This window comes from Rhodospirillales bacterium (genome assembly GCA_016699855.1).
GTDB lineage: Bacteria > Pseudomonadota > Alphaproteobacteria > Reyranellales > Reyranellaceae.
This window is the reverse complement of record CP064988.1, coordinates 1,655,794-1,675,341: the sequence shown is the minus strand read 5'-3', so window position 1 is coordinate 1,675,341 and position 19,548 is coordinate 1,655,794. Positions and strand designations below refer to the sequence as shown.

Below are 19,548 nucleotides of genomic sequence, written 5' to 3'. Positions count from 1 at the left end.
GGTGGGACGCGGCCTCAGCGCCGCTTGTAGATGGTGTACCGGTCGACTTCCATGAAGCGCACGTACCGCTCGAACGCCTTGGCGAAGCGGGCGTTGCGCTGGAAATACTCGAGGTAGTCGAACACGCGGCCCTGGCAGCGCGGAACGCCGGCGATACGGTCTACGATCACGAGGTCGGGGCGCTGGCGCTCGAAGTCCTCGGACACCGAGTCGAACACGAAGCGCTCGACGTCGGACATGTCCTCCGGCGCGGTGTAGAGCGTGGGGAATTCCTCGCAGTCCGCGTATATGCCCTGCAGCACCCACATCGTCTGGAAGCGCATGGTCATGCGCAGGCCGCCGTAGTTGACCAGCGGATAGTGCGGATAGATTCCGGGCGAGAGCACGAGGATGCGTTTGTTCGGCGCGTTCTGGGCGACGACGTGCATCAGCACGCCGGTGATGCTGTCGTCGAACTGGCGTTGCTTCTGGAACGGCGGCGTGAACAGCGCGGCCTGGAAGTACAGCAGGATCAGGAAGGTCGCGCCGATCGCCGTCACGGGCATGCGGTGCGCCTCGCGGTCGAGCGGCAGGTAGCGGTCGACCATCTGCGACAGCGTCACCGACGCCAGCAGGATCGCGGCCGACAGCGCCGGCAGCACGTGGTAGGGCCAGCCCTTGGCCTGCGCGGCCGCCGCCAGCGCCGCGCCGACGCCGTAGGCGACGATGACGCGCGCCGCCACCGTGCGCGCGAGGAAGATCGCGAGCAGGCCGAACGCCAGCAGCGCCAGCAGGGTGGGTCCCAGCACCGGACCCAGCAACACCTGGTGCCAGCGCACATCGCCGAGATTGGCGTAGGAATCCCAGATGATCGGCAGCACGAACGAGACGTAGGCCGGCGTGCCGAGGAAGATCAGCGCGAGATGCGCCAGCGCGCAGCCGCCGATGATCCACGGCACGAGGTCGGTGAAGGTCCGGCGCCAACCGCGATGCAGCAGCAGATAGGCCTCGACGGCCAGCGGGATCAGCATGAAATGCGGCTTCTGCGCCAGTCCGATGCCGGCGGCCAGCGCGATCGCCCACGTCCCGATCCGGCCGATCGCCGACTCGCGGCCCTCGGCGCGCGCCGCGGCGTGCAGCATGTAGGGGGCGGTGGCGATGAACATCAGGTGTTCGCGCTGCGCGAAGTTCTCGTTCGGCAGCACCGCGAACAGGAACAGCAGCGTCGGCGGCACCAGCGCCTCGGTCAGCGGATGCGCGAGGGAGGGGACGCGGCGGGTGAGCGCGCGGCAGCTCAGGAAGGCGGCGGCGATGGCTCCGTAGAAGCACAGGGTCAGCCAGGTCTCGGGTCTCCAGCCCACGAAGGCGGTGGCCCGCGCCAGCAGGTCGGGGATGGCGTACAGCACGAACACGAGCGGAAGATTGACGTCGATGATGTCCTGGTAGAGCCGCTCGCCGCCGAGCCAGCGGTGGGCGACGTCGAGCACGGCGGCGACGTCGTGGTTGACCGGCGGCAGCAGGTAGCCGGCCAGCCAGCCGCCGGGGATCAGCAGCAGCAGGGCGGCGATGGCGTGGTCGGCTCCGATCGGCAGGCGCTCGCGCAGGAAACGGCGGGGATGGTGCACGACCTCCGGCGCGCCCGGCGCCGGCGGCGGCGGTACCGGCGCCAGCGTCTCACGCGGCGAGGACGCTTCCGGGTCGGGCGGGGCGGTGCTGCGGGTGTCCACGGTGCGGGGCGGCGGGCTCGGTGGCGCCACGGCCGGGAGCGGCGCGCGCGCGCGGACCATAGCAAGGCCGGCGCGGCGCCGTCACGCGCCGCCCGCCGCCGGGTCGACGCGTCGTCGAGCCGCGGCGGGACGGTCGCGCACTCGCCGGGTGACGGCCACCTGCGTCTTCGCGTGCCATCGGCATATACGCCCCCGCTGGGTGGATGGCGCCTGTGCCGTCCCGCATCCGGACCGCCGGCCGGGCGCGTCCCGGCCGGACGGTTGGCCGCCGTGCCTCCGGGTCCGGCTCATCGGCGTCGCCGCCGGACGGTTGGCGCCGTCGCCACCCCGCATCCGGTTGGCGGAGCGGCCGCGCAGCCCGTCGCGCGGCCGGCCGAAAACCGGCGGCCCGCGGCGGAACCATCCGCTATACAGGCACGATGGAACGCGCCGAGTACGACGCCATGGCAGGGCTGGAGGACCACATGTGGTGGTACCGGGTGCTGCACGCGTTGATCGGCGACCGGCTGGTCGAGGCCGGGATCGCCGCGACCACCGGCGCGCCCTTGGTCGATTTCGGCTGCGGCACGGGCGGGCTGCTCAAGCGGCTGGCGGCGCGCCTGCCGGGCGTGGCGCTGGCCGGCGTCGAGTACGACGCGGCGGCCGCCGCCACCGCCCGCGCCAAGAGCGGCGCCGCGGTCGCGGTCGGCTCCATCGTCCAGCCGCCGCTCGCCGACGGCGCCGCCGCCGCCATCGTCAGCGCCGACGTGCTGTCGCACCGCCTCGTCGATCCCCCCGCCGCCTTGCGGGAGGCGCATCGCTGCCTGCGTTTGGGCGGAATCCTGGTGCTGAATCTGCCGGCCTACCGCTGGATGCTGTCGGCGCACGACCGCGAGGTGCACAACGCCCGGCGGTTCACGCGGGGCGAGGCGGTGGGCATGGTGGCGGCGGCGGGCTTCGCGGTGCGGCGGGCGACCTACTGGAACATGTTTCTGTTCCCCTTAATGGCGCTGCGCCGGCTGGTCGCCGGCGGCGGGTCCAGCGACGTCAAGCCGTTCCCGGCGCCCATCGACGCGCTGTTCGGCGCGGTGACCGGCGTGGAGCGCTGGTTGATCGCGCGCGGTCTGGCGCTGCCGTTCGGCGGATCCATCCTCGTGGTGGCGGAGAAGAGATGAGCAGGCCTTTCGCGCTCAGCGTCGTGGTGCCGGTCTACAACGGCTCGGCCAGCGTCGGCGAGCTGGTCGAGGCGTTGCGCGCGCTGGTGGTCGCCGGCGGCCACGAGATCGTGCTGGTCAACGACGGCAGCCCCGACGGCAGCCTCGAGGTCTGCCGCGCGCTGGTCGACCGCCCCGGCGCGCCGGTCGTCGTGGTCGACCTGTCGCGCAATTTCGGCGAGCACAACGCCGTCATGGCCGGTCTGGCGCACGCGCGCGGCGACTACGCCATCACCATGGACGACGACCTCCAGAACCCGCCGGAGGAGGTCGTGCGGCTGTTCGAGCACGCCCGCGACGGCGGCTTCGACGCGGTCTACACCTACTACGAGACCAAGGAGCACGCCGCCTGGCGCAATCTCGGCAGCCGTTTCACCAACTGGTGCGCCGACCGCCTGATCGACAAGCCGCGCGGCCTGTACCTGTCGAGCTTCCGCTGCCTCAGCGCCTTCCTGTGCGAGCGGCTGGCGGTCTACGACGGCCCGTACCCCTACGTCGACGGGCTGGTGTTCCAGATGACGCAGAAGGTCGGCCGGCTGCAGGTCCGCCACCTGCCGCGGGCCGAGGGCCGCAGCAACTACACGCTGCGCCGCCTGCTGCGCCTGTGGCTGTCGATGTTCCTGAACTTCTCGGTGATGCCGCTGCGCGTCGCCAGCATCGGCGGCATCGCGCTCAGCGGCGTCGGCATGCTGGGCTTCGTCGTGGTGCTGCTCGAGGCGGTGTTCCGCCGCGACCTGCCGTCGGGCTGGGCGTCGCTGATGTCGGCGCTGGCGCTGCTGGCGGGCGTGCAGCTCCTGATCCTCGGCATGATGGGCGAGTATCTCGGCCGCATGTTCCTGGCCGTGAACCGCAAGCCGCAATACCTCGTGCGCGACGTCTACGCCCGTGGCCACGAGGGCGTCGAGCGCCGCAGCCCCGCCGCCGGCACGGCAGCCGCCGGCCGGCCGCACGCCGTCGACGACCGCGCGCAATCCTCCCCCGTCGCCGAGCCGCCACCCGCCAACGCCGCGCCGCGCGAGGCGTGACGGCCCGCGCCCCGATCCCGGAGACCCGTCCCATGTGGCCCTACTACGCGGCGCTCGGCATCGGCATCCTCGCCGGCATCGGCGGACAGATCCTGCTGAAGCAGGGCGCCGACGCGCCCACCCTCGTCGCCCAGCTCCTGCGGCCGACGACCATCCTCGGCCTGTTCCTCTACGGCGCCGCGGCCTTCGCCTATCTGATCGCGATCCGCCGCATCCCCGTGTCGATCGCCTTCCCCAGCGTGTCGCTCAGCTACGTGATCGTCGCCGTCCTCGCCTGGACGATGTTCGGCGAGCCGCTGACGGCGCTGAAGATCGGCGGCCTGGTGCTGATCTGCGCCGGGGTTTGGCTGATCAACGCCGCCTAACGCGGCGCCTCGTCCGGCCGGGACGTGCGTCCGCCGATCGGGGTTCCAGTCGTTGCATGACATTGCAAATTTTCGGAGCGTTTTAGACCGGTAACCGTGCCTACAGGCGGGGTCCGCCGTCTGAACTGGACGGCGGCCACGTCCCGGCGGGACGCAGTCCGCGTCCTACAAGCGGCGGCCGGCGTCGGTCTTGTAAGGGGGAGGGGCGGACTTCTGAGCGCCGGTGCCCTGCTCGCAGGTCGTGGACCGAAATCCGTGGAGCGGCGTACGCCGCCGGTCGGCGCGACGACGGACGCCTGGCCCCGCCGAGCCTGAAGCCGTCAGCGGCAACGCCGAGGCGGCGTACCTACCGCGCGAGGCGCCGCGGGCGCCTTGGCGGGTGGCGGTGCGGGATCCGCGCAGTCGATCTCCAGCATCAGGTCTTCGGTGATCGGCAGCATTCTTCAGGGTCGACAGCCAACGCAGCAAAGGAAGCGTGTTTTGTGTGGTACTTTTATCCATTAGCTTCTTGCGGAGCGTACGATGCCAATTTCGGATCTCACCGATGATCAGTTAGAGAACCTTCACAACAACTATCGACGGATGGATCGTACCGGCGGTGGGAAATACTCTTTGGCGGAAGTTCTCTTGGAACGCCGTCGCCGCCTGCCCAGCCCATTTGATACACGGGAGGTGGCGCAGAGAATCATTGAGCTGTCCAAGAAGTCGGAGGACAACCTACTTACCTACGGGCAGCTTTGGGCATCATTCCGTCCGAACACGCCTTGGCAGGGCCGGCACTCGCAGCAAGTAATGTCAAATACACTTGAACGTGTGATTAGCTATTGCATCCGCAATGAACTTCCAATTTTGACTGTGCTTGTCGTTCAGAGCGCGGCGAGGCAACTTTCACCTGAGGCCGTCGCGCGCATTTGTCGTGAGTGCACCGAGCTGGGCGTGGATACCGGCGTGGACGCACTGAGCTTCATCAATGATCAGATTGACAGATCGAAGCGACTGGTTGTTGAAAATTTGCCGACCGAGGCGTAGCCGCGTTTCGACGTCGGAAGAAATGACAACTTTGAATGGTTCACTTGCGGGTGGCCTCCGGATCCGAGGGTGTGTGGATAAAGCGCCACCGTCATGGCTGTCGCGCGGCGGCGGCGGTTGTCCGGGCGGCCGCCATCGTGCGCAATCCGCCGATGGGCGAGGCGGACATCGCGCGGCGCGGCATCGGACACTACGCGCTCGCCGTGCTGATCCTGACGGCGGCGCAGACCTTCTCCACCGTCGGCAGCAACACCGCGCCGGTGCTGGCGCCGCTGGCGGCCGCCGATATCGGCGTGCGCGGCGAGGACCTCGCCTATTTCGTGTCGCTGATCTACGTCGCCTGCATGTTGGGTGCGATCTGCGGCGGGCCGCTGGCGGCGCGCCTCGGCGAGATCCGCCTGACGCAGGCGGGCCTGCTGTCCTGCGCTTGCGGCGCGGCGCTGTTCGCGACGGGATCGTTGTGGCTGCTGCCGTTCGCGGCGCTGTGCATCGGCTTCGGCGTCGGCCCGCTGACCGTGGCCAGCTCGATGATCCTGTCGCGCGTGACGCCGCCGTCGCTCGCCAACGTCACCTTCTCGATCAAGCAGAGCGGCGTGCCGCTGGGCTACACGCTGGGCGGGCTGGCGCTGCCGGCGATCGCGGTGGGGTTCGGCTGGCGCTGGGCGGCGCTCGCGCTGTCGGCCGCCTGCGTGGCGCTGGCGCTGGCGATCCACCCGACCCGGGCGCGCTACGAGACGCCGCGTCCGGGCGATGGCGCGCGGCCCGGCGCGTTTCCGCGGCCGCGCGAGATCCTGGCGCCGCTGCGCGTGGCATGGGCCGATCCGGTGCTGCGCCGGCTCTATCTCGGCTCGACCGCCTTCGGCGTGATGCAGACCAGCGTGGTCGGCTTCACCACGCTGTTCGGCGTCGAGCGGCTGGGGATGGACATCGTCGCGGCCGGCGCATTGCTGTCGGTGGCCACCGCCGCCGGGGCCATCGGCCGCGTGTTCTGGGGCGCGGTGGCCGACGCCACCGGCCGGCCGCTGGCCATGCTGTGCCTGGTCGGCATGGTGATGTCGGCGGGCGGTATCGCCTACGCCGGCGCCGCGCCGGACTGGCCGCGCTGGGCGCTGTACGGCGTCGCGGCCGTCCTCGGCGCCACGGCGCTGGGTTGGCACGGCGTGATGCTGGCCGAGGTCGCGCGCCGCGCGCCGCCTGGCCGCGTCGGCGAATATACCGGCGCCGCGGTGCTGTTCATGTTCATCGGGCCGATGCTGGCGCCGCTGGTGTTCCGCGCCATCCTGTACGCGACAAGCTCCTACGCCGCCGGCTTCTCGCTCGTCGCCGCCGCGACCGCCGTCAGCGCGCTGGCGCTGGCGACGATGCTGCGTTCGAAACGGTAGATGCGCGACGGCCGGCCTCCCTGAAATGAAACGGGCGGCCCGTGGGCCGCCCGTCGCGTCGATGGATGTTGGAGCGCCGCTCAGAGGCCGCCGTTGACGACCAGGCACTGGCCGCTGACGTAGTCGCTGTCGGGGCTGCAGAACAGATAGACCGATCCGGCCGCCTCCTCGGGCAGGCCGCCGCGGCCCAGCGGGATCATCTGGTTCATGGCGGCGATGCGGCCGCCCTGGACGCCGATCTTGACCTTGCGGCCCTGGACCTCGATCTCGCCGGCCTCGCCCTCGCTCAGCGGCTTGGTGAGGCGCGTCTGGATGTAGCCGAACGCGACGGCGTTGACCGTCGTGTCGTAGCGGCCGAACTCCTTGGCCAGCGTCTTGGTGACGCCGATGATTCCGGCCTTGCCGGCCGAGTAGTTGACCTGGCCGGCGTTGCCGTTGACGCCCGAGGTCGAGGAGATGTTGACGACCTTGCGCACGATGCGCGTGCCGGCCGAGCGCTCCTTCTCGACGGCGCCGCGCAGGTGCTGCTGGAAGGCGCGCAGGATGCGGAACGGCGCCGTCAGATGCACGTCGAGGATCGCGTACCACTGCTCGTCGGTCATCTTCTGGATGACGCTGTCCCAGGTGTAGCCGGCGTTGTTCACGACGACGTGGCAGTCGCCGAACGCGTCGATGGCGGTCTTGACGATGCGGTCGCCGAAATCCTTGGCCGCGACGTCGCCATTGCAGGCCACCGCCTTGCCGCCCATCTTCTCGATCAGCGCGATGGTCTCCTTGGCCGGACCCTCGTCGAGATCGTTGACCACAACCTTGGCGCCGTCGCGCACGAGGCGGAGCGCGACCTCCTGGCCGATGCCGCGTCCCGATCCGGTGACGATGGCGACGCGTCCGTCGAGCTGACCCATGTCGATTCTCCTGGTTCTCTAGTGTGGTTCCGGCCGCGTGGCGGGGGCGGCGTCGTACCGATCACCCCGCTGTCATCCCGAGCGCAGCGAGGGATCCAGGCGCCGCTCCTGGATCCCTCGCTGCGCTCGGGATGACAGCGGGAAGGGGTCCGCCAATCGGGCCCCTAGGCCAGCGCCACCGTGGCGTTGCCCTGGAGCGTGTCCTGGCCGTTCTGGTTGGTGCAGCGGATGTCGAGGTCGACCAGCTTCTCGCCGTTGGCCTCGCGCTTGCCCGTCACGACGCCGGACACCGTGATCACGTCGCCGACCCAGGTGATCGACGTGAAGCGCGTGCCGAGGTTGCGCAGGGCCGACTGAGGCGCATAGGACGTCGCCAGCCGGCCGAGGAAGGCCATCGACAGCATGCCGTGCGCGAACACGTCCTTGAAACCGAACTTCTTGGCGAAGTCGATGTCGACGTGGATCGGGTTGTGGTCGCCCGAACCGCCGCAATAGAGCGCGAGCTGGTGGCGGCTGATCGGCGGCAGGACGAGGGACGGGACTTTGTCGCCGACCTTCACGTCCGCGAATTTCGGTGCGTTCGCCATGATCGTCTCCTCAGGCCTTTTTCGCCGCGTCGGGGTTGCGCACGACCGTCACGCCACGGGCGCGCGCCACGGGCTTGCCGCTGCCGGCGTCCTTGAGCTCCATCTCGGACACCACGAACCACAGGGCGCCGCCCTTCTTGTCGTAGATGTCCACCACCTTCGACTGGCACGTGATGCGGTCGCCGACATGCACCGGGGCGAGGTACTCGTAGTGCTGCTCGCCGTGCAGGATCAGGCCGATATCGACGTTCAGCAGCCGCAGCAGGCCGCCCTTGTCGGGATCGTCGTTGGTCACCGCCGTCAGGAAGGTCGGCGGCGCCGGGATGGCGCGGTAGCCGGCGGCCTTGGCCGCGGCCTCGTCCTGGTAGACCGGGTTCTCCTCGCCGATCGCCTTGCAGAAGAGGCGGATCTTGCCGGCCTCGACCGTGGTGGTGAACGGCTTGAAGGCGTGGCCGATGTGTTTCTTGTCGAGCATGGGCGGTCGGTTCCTCCGTTGTCTTCGTTGGCGGTCCTGTCCACCGGAGCGGAGCGGCGGGCTCCGTTCGGGCGGGCGGGACGGGCGAAAAAAACCGCCCGGTCCCTCGGGGGACCGGGCGGCGGAACGGGTCGGTCAGGCGTCGAGGCGGCCGATGATGGACACCGACGCCACGTTCTCGCGCGGCGAGCCGCCGAGGTTGTGGGTCATGCCGATGCGCGGATCCTTGAGCTGGCGGGGGCCCGCCTTGCCCTGCAGCTGCAGGTACATCTCGTAGAGCATGCGCAGGCCCGAGGCGCCGATCGGATGGCCGAAGCACTTCAGGCCGCCGTCGATCTGGCAGGGGATCTTGCCGTCGGCGTCGTAGAAGCCGTCGAGCACGTCCTTCCAGCCCTTGCCGGTCTCGGAGATGTGCAGATCCTCCATCGTCACCAGCTCGGTGACGGAGAAGCAGTCGTGCACCTCGAACATCGAGACCTCCTCGCGGGGGTTCTTGATGCCGGCCTCCTCGTAGGCCTTCTTCGACGCGATGCGCGTGGTGTGGAAGTAGCTGCCGTCCCACGAGTTGAAGCCCGACTCCGAGCCGTTCGACACGCTGAGCTGCAGCGCCTTGACGCTGATGACGTCGTGGCGGCCGAGCGACTTCGCGATCTCCGGCGTGGTCACGATCGCCGCCGCCGCGCCGTCGGACACGCCGCAGCAGTCGAACAGCCCCAGCGGCGCCGCGATCATCGGCGCGTTGAGGATGGTGTCCATCTCGACCGCCTTCTGGAGATGGGCCTTGGCGTTCTTGGCGCCGTTCTGGTGGCTCTTCCACGAGACGTGGCCGATGGCCTTCTTGATGTCGTCGTAGCCGACGCCGTGCGCCGCCTGGTAGGCCGAGGCGAGCTGGGCGAAGTTGCCCGGCGCGGTGCCGTTGGCGTTCCACAGCTGCTGCAGCGGCGCGCCGCGGCCGCCGGGGAGGCCGCCGTAGCCGGTGTCCTTGAGCTTCTCGACGCCCAGCGCCAGCGCGAAGTCGACGGCGCCCGAGGCGACGGCATAGACCGCGCCACGGAAGGCCTCGGTGCCTGATGCGCACATGTTCTCGACATGCGTGACGGGGATGTTGTCGAGCCGCAGCGTCATCGACAGCGGGATGCCCGACTTGCCGACGTGCACCTCGTCGATCGCGGTCGAGAACCACGCCGCCTGGAGCTGCTTCTTGTCGACGCCGGCGTCTGCCAGCGCCTCCTTGAACGCCTCGAGCATCAACTCCTCGGCGCCGCTCTCCCAGCGCTCGCCGAACTTCGAGCAACCCATCCCGAGGATGGCGACCTTGTCGCGAATTCCCTTGGCCATCGCACGTCTCCTTTCGTGCAGTGAAGGCGGAAGATACCGTCGTCCTTGATCGCGGAGGCGGCGCCGGTCAGACCGGCGTCGCCTTCCAGAAGTAGCGCTTGAAGCCGCCGCGCATCTGGTCGTTGTCGCGGATGCGGAACGTCATCCGCATCTTGGCGCCGACCTTGACCTGCTCCTTGTCGCAGTCCGTGAAGTCGGCCATGAAGCGGCCGCCCTCGGGGAACGTGATCATGCCGTACCACGCCGGCGGGTCCGGCGAGTAGGTGAGCGAGTCGGCGGTGAACGACATGACCGAGGCCTCGAGGCCCGACATGCGGTAGTCGTCCTGGCTGTCGACCGCGTGGCAGTTCGGATTGACGCAGACCTGGCTCTTGGGGAACTGCACCGTGCCGCACACCCGGCACTTGCCCCCCACCAGGCCGTAGATCATGTCGCGCTTGCGCCACAGGATCGACAGCGCGGTCTTCTTGTCGAACTCCGCGCGCATGCCCTTGTCGATCGGCAGCATCTCGTTGAAGGCGAGGAACTTGAGATAGTTCGTCTCCGCCTTGCGCCGCGCCAGCCAGCCCGACACGCCCATGCGCTTGGGTAGCTTGGCGAGCTCGCCGGTGGCCTCGAGGATGATCACGTCGAGGCCCTGGCCGAAGCCCAGCACCATGATGCGCTCGCCGGCCTTGGCGGTCTCCAGCGTGTGCGCCAGCATCACCAGCGGGTGCGCGGTGCCGGTGTCGCCGAGGCGGTCCGACAGCGCGTCGCGCACCGCCGTCTCGGCGATGCCCGACATCTTGGCCATCTGCTTCGGCACCGCCGGCATCAGGCTGGCCATGATGAAGTGCGCGATGTCGGCGCCCTTGAGGTTCGCCGCCGCCAGCGCCGCCTTGACCGCCGGGGGCACGATCTTCAGGTAGCCCTCGTCGCGGATCCAGCGCTCCTCCCAGCCGTAGTCGAAGTCCGACTCGTCGCCGCGGAAATGGTCGATGAAGTCCATCGACACGGAGTGCGTCGCGACCAGCTTGGCGATCACCTTGTCGGTGCCGCACAGGAACGCCGCGGCGGCGTCGCCGTACTGCAGCTCGGCGGCCGAGGCGACGCGCGTCAGCCGCTTGTCGGAGGCGACCACCATCGAGGGACCGCTGTCGGCCGAGCGCAGCGAGGCGATCAATGCCGAGGTGCCGGCCTTCTGCGAGCCCGCGACGTCGGACGCCATCAGGCCTTGCTCGACGGTCAGCGCGGCGGCGATCACGCCGGCGTTCTGGCGGTCCTTGAAGGGTAGCGTGGTCGAGGCGAAGTGCAGGTTGCGCAGCGACTTGGCGTCGACCTCGCCGAGGCAGTCGCGCGCCGCCTCGACCGCCATGGTGACCGAGTCCTCGTCCCAGTTGGCCATCGACCGCTCGCCTTTGGCCTGGCCGCGCAGATTGGGCGCGAACCATTTGTTCGCGTCGTAGACCGCCTGCCGCTGCAGGCGCAGCCGCGGCACATAGGCGCCGTATGCCACGATACCGACCATTCGCAGATCCCCTCCCGGTCATCCGTCGCGACGCCGCGCCGACTATGCGCCCCGTCACGCGGGCTGCGACGGCGTCGTAAACAGGCGTTCACCTTAGACCCGGTCCGCGGCCGGCGCGACAGCGAAATTCGACTGGAAGCCATACCGGCGTGGCCCCGGTTCCGGATCGTGGAAACGCGATCGGGGCGGTCCGATATCCGAACGTGGAAACGCCCCGGACGGCCGGTCCGGGGCGTTCTCCTGGAACAAGGAGGCGGTCGCTCAGGCGGCCATCGACAGGCCGGCGTAGCGGCTGAGGTGGTGCTGCTGGTTGCCGAACATCGTCTCGATCATCGTCAGGCGCTTGAAGTAGTGGCTGACGCTGAGCTCGTCGGTGACGCCCATGCCGCCGTGCATCTGCACCGCGCTCTGGCCGACGAAGCGGCCGGACTTGCCGATCTGCACCTTGGCGCCGGACGCCGCCTTCTTGCGCGTGGCGGCGTCGGGGTCGTCGATCTTGAGCGTCGCCATCAGCGTCATCGAGCGCGCCTCCTGCGCGTTCGTGAAGCAGTCGACCATGCGGTGCTGCAGCACCTGGAACTTGCCGATCGGCACGCCGAACTGCTTGCGGGTCTTGATGTACTCCAAGGTCGCCTTGTTCAGCGCGTCCATGCAGCCGACCGCCTCGGCGCACATCGCCACGATGGCGCGGTCGACCACGCCCTCGAACAGCGCCAGGCCGCCGTCGACCTCGCCGACCACCGCGTCGGCGCCGACCGCGACGTCGGCGAAGGTGACCTCCGAGGCGCGCAGCGCGTCCTGGGTCGGGTAGTCGCGGCGCGACACGCCCTTGGCCTTGGCGTCGACCGCGAACACGGTGACGCCCTTCTCGTCGCGCTGGCCGCCGGCGGTGCGCGCGGTGACGAAGATCGTGTCGGCCGAGGCGGCGTTGTAGACGACGCCCTTGTGGCCCGAGATCGTCCAGCCGGCGCCGCTCTTCTTCGCCGTCACGGCGACGTCGGCGAGGTTGTAGCGCGCCTGCTTCTCGACGTAGGCGGCGGCGAACTGCTTCTCGCCGGCGATCATCGGCGCCAGCAGCGCCTCCTTCTGGGCCGCCGTGCCGCCGGCGGCCAGCAGGCCGCCGCCCATCACCACGGTCGGCAGGTACGGCTCGAGCACCAGCCCGGACCCGAACGCCTCCATGATGATCGAGGTCTCGACCGCGCCGCCGCCGAAGCCGCCGTCGTCCTCGGAGAACGACATGCCGAGCCAGCCCAGCTCGGCGAACTTGGCCCAGTTCTCCGGCGACCAGCCGCGGTCGGTGGCCGCGATCTTGCGGCGCGTCTCGAAGGCGTACTGCTCGCGCACGAAGCGCTCGACGCCTTCCTTGATCTGCTTCTGTTCGTCCGAATACGACAGGTCCATTTGTCCCGCTCCCTACGAAATTCCGGCGGCGCGCGCCGCGTCCGCGCGCCTAGAGTCCAAGCACCATCTTGGAGATCACGTTCTTCTGGATCTCGTTCGATCCGCCGTAGATCGACGTCTTGCGCACGTTGAAGTAGCGCGGCGCCGCGGTGTGCGCGTGCTCCGGCCCGATCGGCTCCTCGTTGGCGCCGTGCCACAGCAGCGCCGGCTGGTACGGCATGGCGTAGTAGCCGACCGCCTCCAGCGCCAGCTCGGTGATGCGCTGCTGGATCTCCGAGCCGCGGATCTTGAGGAACGACACCTCCGGGCCCGGCGCCCCGCCGGCCGCCATGGCCGAGAGCGCGCGCAGCTCGGTGTACTCCAGCGCCGTCACCTGGATCTCGAGGTCGGCGATCTTCTCGCGGAAGGACGCGTCCTCGATCAGCGGGCGGCCGTTGTCGTTCTCGGCGCGCGCGATCTTCTTGACCGCGTCGACGCCGCGCTTGGACTGCGGCACGGCGGCGATGCCCAGCCGCTCGTTGGCGAGCAGGAACTTGGCGCAGGTCCAGCCCTCGCCCTCCTTGCCGACGAGGTTGGCGACCGGCACGCGGACGTCGTCGAAGAACACCTCGTTCACCTCGTGGCCGCCGTCGGCCATGATGATCGGCTTCACGGTGATGCCTGGCGTCTTCATGTCGATCAGCAGGAACGAGATCCCCTCCTGCGGCTTCGAGTCGGGGTCGGTGCGCACGAGGCAGAAGATCCAGTCGGCCCAGTGGCCCATCGTGTTCCAGGTCTTCGAGCCGTTGACCACGTAGTGGTCGCCGTCGCGCACCGCGCGGGTGCGCAGCGAGGCGAGGTCGGAGCCGGAACCGGGCTCGGAATAGCCCTGGCACCACCACACCTTCGATTCGCGGATGCCCGGCAGGTAGGTCGCCTTCTGCTCGTCGGTGCCGAAGGTGTATATCACGGGACCGACCATCTTCGAGCCGAACGGGATGATGCCCGGCGCGTTCATGTCGGCGCAGACGTTCTCGAAGATGTAGCGCTGGGTCACAGTCCAGCCCGGGCCGCCGTGCTTCTTCGGCCATGTGTAGACCAGCCAGCCCCTGCGCCCGAGCGCCTGCTGCCAGCGCATGTAGTCGTCGCGCTCCAGATGCTTGCCCTTGGCGACCTTGTCGCGGACGTCGGCCGGCAGCTCGGCCTCGACGAAGGCGCGCACCTCGTCGCGGAAGGCGAGGTCCTCTTTGGTGAAGGCGAGATCCATGGTCCACACTCCCGCGCGCCTGCGCGCCGCCGCGGCCGCAATCGAGGGCCGGATACTAGCAGCGGCGACCCGTCCGGCAAGGCTCGCGGCCGGCGGGTGTTCGCGGCGCGGAACCCTCGCCGGCGGCGAACCGCCGGCGAGCCGCCGCCGGCCGGTGCGGCGCGGCTTGCCGGCGGGCGTCGCGCGGTGCGATCTTGCGCGCGGGCCGGGAGGAAGGGGAGACATGGCGGACGGCGCGGCATGGCCGGTCGAGACGAGCGCGCGGCGCGCCGCGGCGCTGCGGCGGGCGCCGCTGTTCTCGGGCCTCGACGAGGGTACGTTGGCGGCGGTGGAGACCCGCGTCGAGCCGGTGCCCGTGCCCGGCGGCGGCACGCTGTTCCAGTCCGGCGACCCCGGCGACGCGCTCTACGTGGTGTCGTTCGGCTGCCTCGCGGTGTTCGACAGTCCGGCTCTCGACGGCAGCCCCCGGGTCATCGCCGAGATCCCGGTCGGCGACATCGTCGGCGAGATGTCGCTGATCGGCCACCGGCGCCGTTCGCACACCGTCGCGGCGATCCGCGACAGCGAGGTGCTGCGCCTGACGCGCGCCGATTTCGAGCGCCTGTGCGCCGACCACCCCGGGGCCCTGATGGGCCTGCTGAGCAAGCTGGTGGACCGCTACGGTTCCACGCCGCGGCCGGACCAGCGCCCGCCGCGCACAATCGCGCTGATGCCGCACGGGCGCGACGCGCCGGCGGCGGATTTCGCCGGCGGCCTCGCCGCGGCGCTGATGAGGTTGCAGGGCGGCGCCGGCAAGGTCGCCGTGATCGGCCCCGACGCCGCCGGCGAGCCGCCGGAGTACTTCCACCGCGCCGAGGCGGAATCGGCGTTCGTCGTCTACCGGGCCGACACCGGGCTCACCCCGTGGACGCGGCGCTGCCTGCGGCAGGCCGACTCCCTGCTGGTGGTCGCGCGCGCCGGCGAGCCGCCGCAGGGCCCGCAGCTGATCGACGCGATCCGCGCCGAGGAGGCGTTCCGCGGCGGCCCGTTCCGCGCCCGGCGCGAGCTGGTGCTGGTGCATGACGGCCGCCGGCCCAGGCCCGGCTCGACCGCGACATGGCTGGCCGGCCAGGACTACGGCATGCACCACCACGTGCGGCTGGGGCGCGACAACGACTTCAACCGGCTCGCGCGGCTGCTGCTGAACCGCTCGGTCGGCGTCGTCATGGCCGGCGGCGGCGCCCGCGGCTTCGCCCATATCGGGGTCATCAAGGCGCTGCGCGAGGCGGGCGTGCCCGTCGACATGTTCGGCGGCACCAGCATGGGCGCCATCGTCGCCGCCGGCGCGGCCTCGGGCTGGACCGACGAGGAACTCGGCGAGCGCTTCCGGCGCTCCTTCGTCGATTCCAACCCGCTCAGCGGCTTCACGCTGCCGCTGGTGTCGCTCTACTCCGGCCGCAAGGTGACGTCGCTGCTGCGCATGGCGTTCGGCGATTTCGACATCGAGGACATGCCCAAGCCGTTCTACTGCGTCTCGGCCAACCTGACGCGGCAGAGCGCCGACGTGCACCGCCGCGGCAAGCTCTGGTACTGGCTGCGCGCCAGCGTCTCGATCCCCGGCGTGCTGCCGCCCGTCGTCGACGGCGGCCACGTGCACGTCGACGGCGGCGTGATCGACAACTTCCCGGTCGACGCGATGCGCGCGATCGGCCGCGGGCCGGTCATCGGCGCCGACATCGACACCGGCGGCGGCCTCGTGGCCGGCGCCGACGTGGTCGATTCGTGGTCGGCGTGGGAGTTCGCCCGCCGTCTCGTCTGGAAGCGCAGCCAGACGCTGCCGATCCCGTCCATCGTCCGATTGTTGCTCCGCTCGGCGCTGATCGGCAGCACGTCGCGCGCGCTGGCCGACCGGTCCGCCGTCGATCTGCTGGTGCTGCCGTCGATGCAGGACATCGACCTGCTGGAGTGGCAGGAGTTCGACCGCGCCGTCGAGGCCGGCTACCGCGCAACGATGGAGGCGCTGGAGAACGTGCGCGGCGAGCCGCTGGCGTCCCGGCTCTACATCGTCTGAGGCCGGTCAGCCGGCGAGCGCGTCGTTCACCATCGCCGGCATCAGCGCCGCCCGCCCGACGGCGGCGCGCAGCGCGCGCCGGCTCCGGCGGTCGAGCGCCCGGGGATCGACCCGCGGTCCCGCCGGGCGGCCGGCCGCGAGGTCGGCGATCTGCTGGCGCATGACCGCGTCGACGATGACGCCGTAGGCCTCGCCGATCGCGGCGGCGTCCTCGGCGCCGACCGCGCCGACGGCCCGCAGCGCCTCCAGGCGGTCGAGCGTCGACGTCGCGGCGATCCCGCGCCGCAGCGCCAGCGCGCGCAGCCCGGCGGTGATCGGCAGCGTGCCGCCGCGCTTCAGATCGACGCGGCCGTCGACCAGCCGGAAGCGGCCCAGCCAGCCCAGCGCCGCGGCGGCGCCATCGAGGTCGGCGGCCAACCGCCGCAGGAAGACCGGCGCCGCGGCCGCCCGTGCCAGAGCGTCGGCGCGCAACCCGTCGGCCAGCGCCGCGTCGCCGGCCACCGGCGCGAAATCGAAGAAGATGTCGGCGGCGAGCACCGCCTCGCCGTCCGGCTTCGCGATCCAGCCGTCGACCGCGGCGCGCCAGCCCACCGCCGTGCGGCGGAAGGCGGGTTCCCTGGCCATCACGCCGCCCTTGCACAACGGGATACCGGCCTCGGCCAGCGTCTCGTTCAGGCGGCCGGCGAAGGCGGCGAACCACGCGTCCACCGCGTTGGCGTCGGTGCTGGCCGGCGGGTCCAGGATCAGAGCGTTGTCCTGGTCGGGCGCCAGCAGGGAATCGCCGCGGCCGGCCGAACCGAGGACCAGCAGGCACCAGCGGCAGGGCGGCTCGCCGCGCCCCTCGGCGCGCGCCGAGGCGATGGCGAGGGCCGCCGCGCGCGCGGTGATGTCGCGCGTCACCGCCGAGACGACGCCGGCGATCCCGGTGGCCGGCACCCCGTCGGCCAGTAGACCGACAGCCAGCGGCGGCAACCGGTCGTGCGCCGCGCGTAGCGCCGCGGCGTCGGCGGCGACATCGACCTCGTCGCCGACCGCGAGCGCGGTCGAGGATCTCACTTTCAACAAGGTGCGCGCGCTGAGCATCCCCAGCGGCCGGCCGGCCGCGTCGAGCACGGGAAGGTGCCGCACGCCGAGCCGGTCCATCCGGCCGATCGCGCGGAACAGGAAATCGTCGGCGGCCACGCCCGCGACCGGCGACGTCATCGCCGCCGCCGCGGGCGTGGCCAGGACGCCGGGGATGTCGCGCCGTAGCGCGCGCAAGGCGTCGCGCTCGGTGACGATGCCGACGCACCGGCCGGTCCCGTCGACCACGAGCACCGAGCTGACGGCGCGCGTCGTCATCGCCTCGACCGCGTCGCCCAGGGTGGCGTCGGCCGGGACGGTGACGGCCGGCGCCGACATCGTGTCGCGGACCCGCTTGCGGTAGGGGAAACCGTCGATGCGTTCGAACTGCGCCGCGTCCATGCCGCCCCCGCTCATCCAGCCGGCCGCCAGCGACGCGACATCGCCTCGACCGCGCCCAGCGTGGCGTGCCCGAGCTCGGCGTAGCGGTCGGCCAGCCGCACGAAGAGCCGCGCCGCCAGCCGCGCGTCGTCGAGGGCGTCGTGGCGGCGGAAGGCGTCGGGATCGACGCCGAGACGGCGCGCGATGTCGGCCATATCGCGGTGCGCGAGGCGCGGATCGAGCGCGCCGGCCATGCGCCAGGTGTCGAGCCATGCGAGCGGCGGCATGGAGTGGCCGGCGGCGCGCGCGGCGCCGCGCAGCATGGCGATGTCGAAGGCGACATGGTGGCCCACGACGACGGCGCCGGCGCACAGTTCGACGATCGCGGGCAGCAGGCGGTCGATCGGCGGCGCCCCGGCGACCATCGAGTCGGTGATGCCGTGGATCGCGGTCGCGGCGGCCGGGATACCCCGTCCGGGTGCGACCAGCGCGTTCAGCGCCGGTGGTTCGACCGGCGCGAGCCCGTCGATCTCGACGGCGGCGACCGACACGATCGCGTCGCGCCGGCGGTCCAGGCCGGTGGTCTCGAGGTCGATCGACACGAAGCGCGTCGCGCGCAGCGGCCGGCCGAGCATCGCGCGCGGGACGCGGCCATCGGCCTCGACGACGCCGAGGCCCTCCATCAGGCGTGAGACGAGGGCGCGCGCCGTCGCCATCTCAGGAGCCCGAAGGCCGCGCCGGGTCGAGGCGCTCGACGACGCTGCCGGCGTCGACCCGGGTCCGCAGGCGGTCGGCGAACGAGATCATCCCGAAGGTGACCGCGCCGGTGATGACGCGCCGGTCCTCGTCCTTGTCCCGCGAGAGCACGGGCAGCGTCTCGAACGCGCGCGTCGCCGCCGCCGCCGCCACGGCGCGCACCTCCGGGCGGGCGTCGGCGCCGAGCGCGCGCAGCCGTCCGAGCAGCGCCTCCTCGATGTCGCGCCAGCCCTCGGGCCGGTGCGCCGGCACGGGATACTCGCCGAGCGCCTCGGCGTAGAGACGCGTCAGCGGCGCCGGCAGCGCGTCGTGGTGGACCCCAGCCGACAACAAATGACCGCGCGTCAGCACGACCATGCCGGCGAGGATCGCGGCGTAGGACTCCCAGCGGCAGACCGCGAACGCCTCGTTGAACTTGTCGTCGCCGAAATGGTGCTGCCCGAACCACGCCAGCGTGTTGCGCGAGAACTCGTAGGTGGCGCGCTGCGCGATGTAGGATGCCTCGCCGCTGAGGAAGCGGCGCAGCGCGGCGACGTCTTCGATCGGCGGTGGAAAGAAGTAGTCCCTCAGTCTCGAGAGCATCGGCGCCCACCTTTTCCCCTGCGACAGTAAGGGCATTCGGTCGCCGCGCGGACAGCGGCAGAACGCCGCAATTCTTTTCGGCGATCCTTGTGTATCGTGGCGACAAGTAAATAACCGACAGGCCCGGGAAACCGGAAGATCATGTCGGGGGGAAACGAGACTTTCAACGCGACCGCTAACACGACCCGCGATGCCTCCACCTCCGCCCGCGCCGGCGGCGGACCGGGGCGGGCGGGGGCGCCGGGTCTGGCGTTCCTGGGGGCCCAACAGAGGGAGACGTCCGAATGGACAACAAGCTCAGTCCGGAACGGTTCGCCGCGTACTGGAAAAGGACGTCCACGCTGATGTGGATGATCCTCGCCGCGTGGTTCGTGTTCAGCTTCGGAATCCACTTCTTCGCGCCGTCGCTCAACAAGATCCGCGTCATCGGTTTTCCGCTCGGCTACTACATGGCCGCGCAGGGTTCGCTGATCGCGTTCGTGCTCATGTGCATCTGGAACGCCAGGGCCCAGGGCAAGATCGACCGCGAATTCGGCGTTTCGGACGAGTAGGGAG

Annotated in this window: 18 protein-coding genes; 7 read left to right on the top strand and 11 right to left on the bottom strand. The window is 70.7% G+C overall.

What is annotated here, in order from left to right:
- Nucleotides 1-14: 14 nt before the first annotated feature.
- On the bottom strand, nucleotides 15-1,706 hold the full coding sequence (locus tag IPK81_07800; protein ID QQS14075.1) for a hypothetical protein: 1,692 nt from the start codon (nucleotides 1,704-1,706) through the stop codon (nucleotides 15-17).
- A 419-nt stretch (nucleotides 1,707-2,125) separates the two neighbouring features.
- Here IPK81_07800 and IPK81_07795 point away from each other — a divergent pair, with 419 nt between their 5' ends.
- The 5 genes from IPK81_07795 to IPK81_07775 all read left to right on the top strand — a co-directional run bounded on the left by IPK81_07795 (nucleotide 2,126) and on the right by IPK81_07775 (nucleotide 6,700).
- Nucleotides 2,126-2,860 carry a class I SAM-dependent methyltransferase gene (locus IPK81_07795; GenBank protein QQS14074.1) on the top strand — a complete coding sequence of 245 codons (735 nt, stop codon included), beginning with the start codon at nucleotides 2,126-2,128 and terminating at the stop codon, nucleotides 2,858-2,860.
- The gene (locus tag IPK81_07790) at nucleotides 2,857-3,924 is read left to right on the top strand and encodes a glycosyltransferase family 2 protein (GenBank protein ID QQS14073.1); all 1,068 of its coding nucleotides are present in this window, start codon (nucleotides 2,857-2,859) and stop codon (nucleotides 3,922-3,924) included. The genes IPK81_07795 and IPK81_07790 overlap by 4 nt, the downstream gene beginning before the upstream one ends.
- 32 nt (nucleotides 3,925-3,956) lie before the next feature.
- Nucleotides 3,957-4,289, top strand: coding sequence for an EamA family transporter (locus tag IPK81_07785; GenBank protein ID QQS14072.1), 333 nt, complete (start codon nucleotides 3,957-3,959; stop codon nucleotides 4,287-4,289).
- 522 nt (nucleotides 4,290-4,811) lie between these two features.
- On the top strand, nucleotides 4,812-5,318 hold the full coding sequence (locus IPK81_07780; protein ID QQS14071.1) for a hypothetical protein: 507 nt from the start codon (nucleotides 4,812-4,814) through the stop codon (nucleotides 5,316-5,318).
- Nucleotides 5,319-5,455: 137 nt separating this feature from the next.
- Complete coding sequence (locus IPK81_07775; protein ID QQS14070.1) at nucleotides 5,456-6,700, top strand: MFS transporter; 1,245 nt, start codon at nucleotides 5,456-5,458, stop codon at nucleotides 6,698-6,700.
- A gap of 80 nt (nucleotides 6,701-6,780) precedes the next feature.
- Here the strand turns inward: IPK81_07775 and IPK81_07770 are convergent, their stop codons facing one another.
- The 7 genes from IPK81_07770 to IPK81_07740 all read right to left on the bottom strand — a co-directional run bounded on the left by IPK81_07770 (nucleotide 6,781) and on the right by IPK81_07740 (nucleotide 14,162).
- Complete coding sequence (locus IPK81_07770; GenBank protein ID QQS14069.1) at nucleotides 6,781-7,605, bottom strand: SDR family oxidoreductase; 825 nt, start codon at nucleotides 7,603-7,605, stop codon at nucleotides 6,781-6,783.
- Between the two features lie 164 nt (nucleotides 7,606-7,769).
- On the bottom strand, nucleotides 7,770-8,192 hold the full coding sequence (locus IPK81_07765) for a MaoC family dehydratase (protein ID QQS14068.1): 423 nt from the start codon (nucleotides 8,190-8,192) through the stop codon (nucleotides 7,770-7,772).
- A gap of 10 nt (nucleotides 8,193-8,202) precedes the next feature.
- Nucleotides 8,203-8,667: a MaoC family dehydratase N-terminal domain-containing protein gene (locus IPK81_07760; GenBank protein ID QQS14067.1), complete on the bottom strand. Its 465-nt coding sequence runs from the start codon at nucleotides 8,665-8,667 to the stop codon at nucleotides 8,203-8,205.
- A 135-nt stretch (nucleotides 8,668-8,802) separates the two neighbouring features.
- The gene (locus tag IPK81_07755) at nucleotides 8,803-10,005 is read right to left on the bottom strand and encodes an acetyl-CoA acetyltransferase (protein ID QQS14066.1); all 1,203 of its coding nucleotides are present in this window, start codon (nucleotides 10,003-10,005) and stop codon (nucleotides 8,803-8,805) included.
- Nucleotides 10,006-10,072: 67 nt separating this feature from the next.
- The gene (locus tag IPK81_07750) at nucleotides 10,073-11,512 is read right to left on the bottom strand and encodes a hydroxymethylglutaryl-CoA synthase family protein (GenBank protein ID QQS14065.1); all 1,440 of its coding nucleotides are present in this window, start codon (nucleotides 11,510-11,512) and stop codon (nucleotides 10,073-10,075) included.
- Between the two features lie 261 nt (nucleotides 11,513-11,773).
- On the bottom strand, nucleotides 11,774-12,916 hold the full coding sequence (locus IPK81_07745; protein QQS14064.1) for an acyl-CoA dehydrogenase family protein: 1,143 nt from the start codon (nucleotides 12,914-12,916) through the stop codon (nucleotides 11,774-11,776).
- Nucleotides 12,917-12,965: 49 nt separating this feature from the next.
- Entirely contained in the window at nucleotides 12,966-14,162 is a 1,197-nt protein-coding gene (locus IPK81_07740) for an acyl-CoA dehydrogenase family protein (protein ID QQS14063.1), read from the bottom strand.
- A gap of 223 nt (nucleotides 14,163-14,385) precedes the next feature.
- Between IPK81_07740 and IPK81_07735 the strand changes: the two genes are divergently transcribed.
- On the top strand, nucleotides 14,386-16,212 hold the full coding sequence (locus IPK81_07735) for a patatin-like phospholipase family protein (GenBank protein ID QQS14062.1): 1,827 nt from the start codon (nucleotides 14,386-14,388) through the stop codon (nucleotides 16,210-16,212).
- A gap of 6 nt (nucleotides 16,213-16,218) precedes the next feature.
- Here the strand turns inward: IPK81_07735 and IPK81_07730 are convergent, their stop codons facing one another.
- From IPK81_07730 to IPK81_07720, 3 genes are read right to left on the bottom strand one after another with little or no spacing between them, the layout of a single operon-like run.
- Entirely contained in the window at nucleotides 16,219-17,691 is a 1,473-nt protein-coding gene (locus tag IPK81_07730) for a CBS domain-containing protein (protein ID QQS14061.1), read from the bottom strand.
- The gene (locus IPK81_07725) at nucleotides 17,688-18,371 is read right to left on the bottom strand and encodes a 3'-5' exonuclease (GenBank protein ID QQS14060.1); all 684 of its coding nucleotides are present in this window, start codon (nucleotides 18,369-18,371) and stop codon (nucleotides 17,688-17,690) included. Before IPK81_07725 ends, IPK81_07730 begins: the two co-directional genes overlap by 4 nt.
- 1 nt (nucleotide 18,372) lies before the next feature.
- The gene (locus IPK81_07720) at nucleotides 18,373-18,993 is read right to left on the bottom strand and encodes a hypothetical protein (protein QQS14059.1); all 621 of its coding nucleotides are present in this window, start codon (nucleotides 18,991-18,993) and stop codon (nucleotides 18,373-18,375) included.
- A gap of 284 nt (nucleotides 18,994-19,277) precedes the next feature.
- Here IPK81_07720 and IPK81_07715 point away from each other — a divergent pair, with 284 nt between their 5' ends.
- Nucleotides 19,278-19,544 (top strand): DUF4212 domain-containing protein, encoded by a 267-nt coding sequence (locus tag IPK81_07715; GenBank protein ID QQS14058.1) that lies wholly within the window; start codon nucleotides 19,278-19,280, stop codon nucleotides 19,542-19,544.
- The last annotated feature ends 4 nt before the right edge of the window (nucleotides 19,545-19,548 follow it).

Bases quoted from the DNA above. Each gene is read 5' to 3' on its own strand.
- IPK81_07795 (QQS14074.1), top strand. From the start codon at position 2,126: ATGGAACGCGCCGAGTACGACGCCATGGCAGGGCTGGAGGACCACATG.
- IPK81_07790 (QQS14073.1), top strand. From the start codon at position 2,857: ATGAGCAGGCCTTTCGCGCTCAGCGTCGTGGTGCCGGTCTACAACGGC.
- IPK81_07785 (QQS14072.1), top strand. From the start codon at position 3,957: ATGTGGCCCTACTACGCGGCGCTCGGCATCGGCATCCTCGCCGGCATC.
- IPK81_07780 (QQS14071.1), top strand. From the start codon at position 4,812: ATGCCAATTTCGGATCTCACCGATGATCAGTTAGAGAACCTTCACAAC.
- IPK81_07770 (QQS14069.1), bottom strand. From the start codon at position 7,605: ATGGGTCAGCTCGACGGACGCGTCGCCATCGTCACCGGATCGGGACGC.
- IPK81_07765 (QQS14068.1), bottom strand. From the start codon at position 8,192: ATGGCGAACGCACCGAAATTCGCGGACGTGAAGGTCGGCGACAAAGTC.
- IPK81_07760 (QQS14067.1), bottom strand. From the start codon at position 8,667: ATGCTCGACAAGAAACACATCGGCCACGCCTTCAAGCCGTTCACCACC.
- IPK81_07755 (QQS14066.1), bottom strand. From the start codon at position 10,005: ATGGCCAAGGGAATTCGCGACAAGGTCGCCATCCTCGGGATGGGTTGC.
- IPK81_07750 (QQS14065.1), bottom strand. From the start codon at position 11,512: ATGGTCGGTATCGTGGCATACGGCGCCTATGTGCCGCGGCTGCGCCTG.
- IPK81_07745 (QQS14064.1), bottom strand. From the start codon at position 12,916: ATGGACCTGTCGTATTCGGACGAACAGAAGCAGATCAAGGAAGGCGTC.
- IPK81_07740 (QQS14063.1), bottom strand. From the start codon at position 14,162: ATGGATCTCGCCTTCACCAAAGAGGACCTCGCCTTCCGCGACGAGGTG.
- IPK81_07735 (QQS14062.1), top strand. From the start codon at position 14,386: ATGGCGGACGGCGCGGCATGGCCGGTCGAGACGAGCGCGCGGCGCGCC.
- IPK81_07730 (QQS14061.1), bottom strand. From the start codon at position 17,691: ATGAGCGGGGGCGGCATGGACGCGGCGCAGTTCGAACGCATCGACGGT.
- IPK81_07725 (QQS14060.1), bottom strand. From the start codon at position 18,371: ATGGCGACGGCGCGCGCCCTCGTCTCACGCCTGATGGAGGGCCTCGGC.
- IPK81_07720 (QQS14059.1), bottom strand. From the start codon at position 18,993: ATGCTCTCGAGACTGAGGGACTACTTCTTTCCACCGCCGATCGAAGAC.
- IPK81_07715 (QQS14058.1), top strand. From the start codon at position 19,278: ATGGACAACAAGCTCAGTCCGGAACGGTTCGCCGCGTACTGGAAAAGG.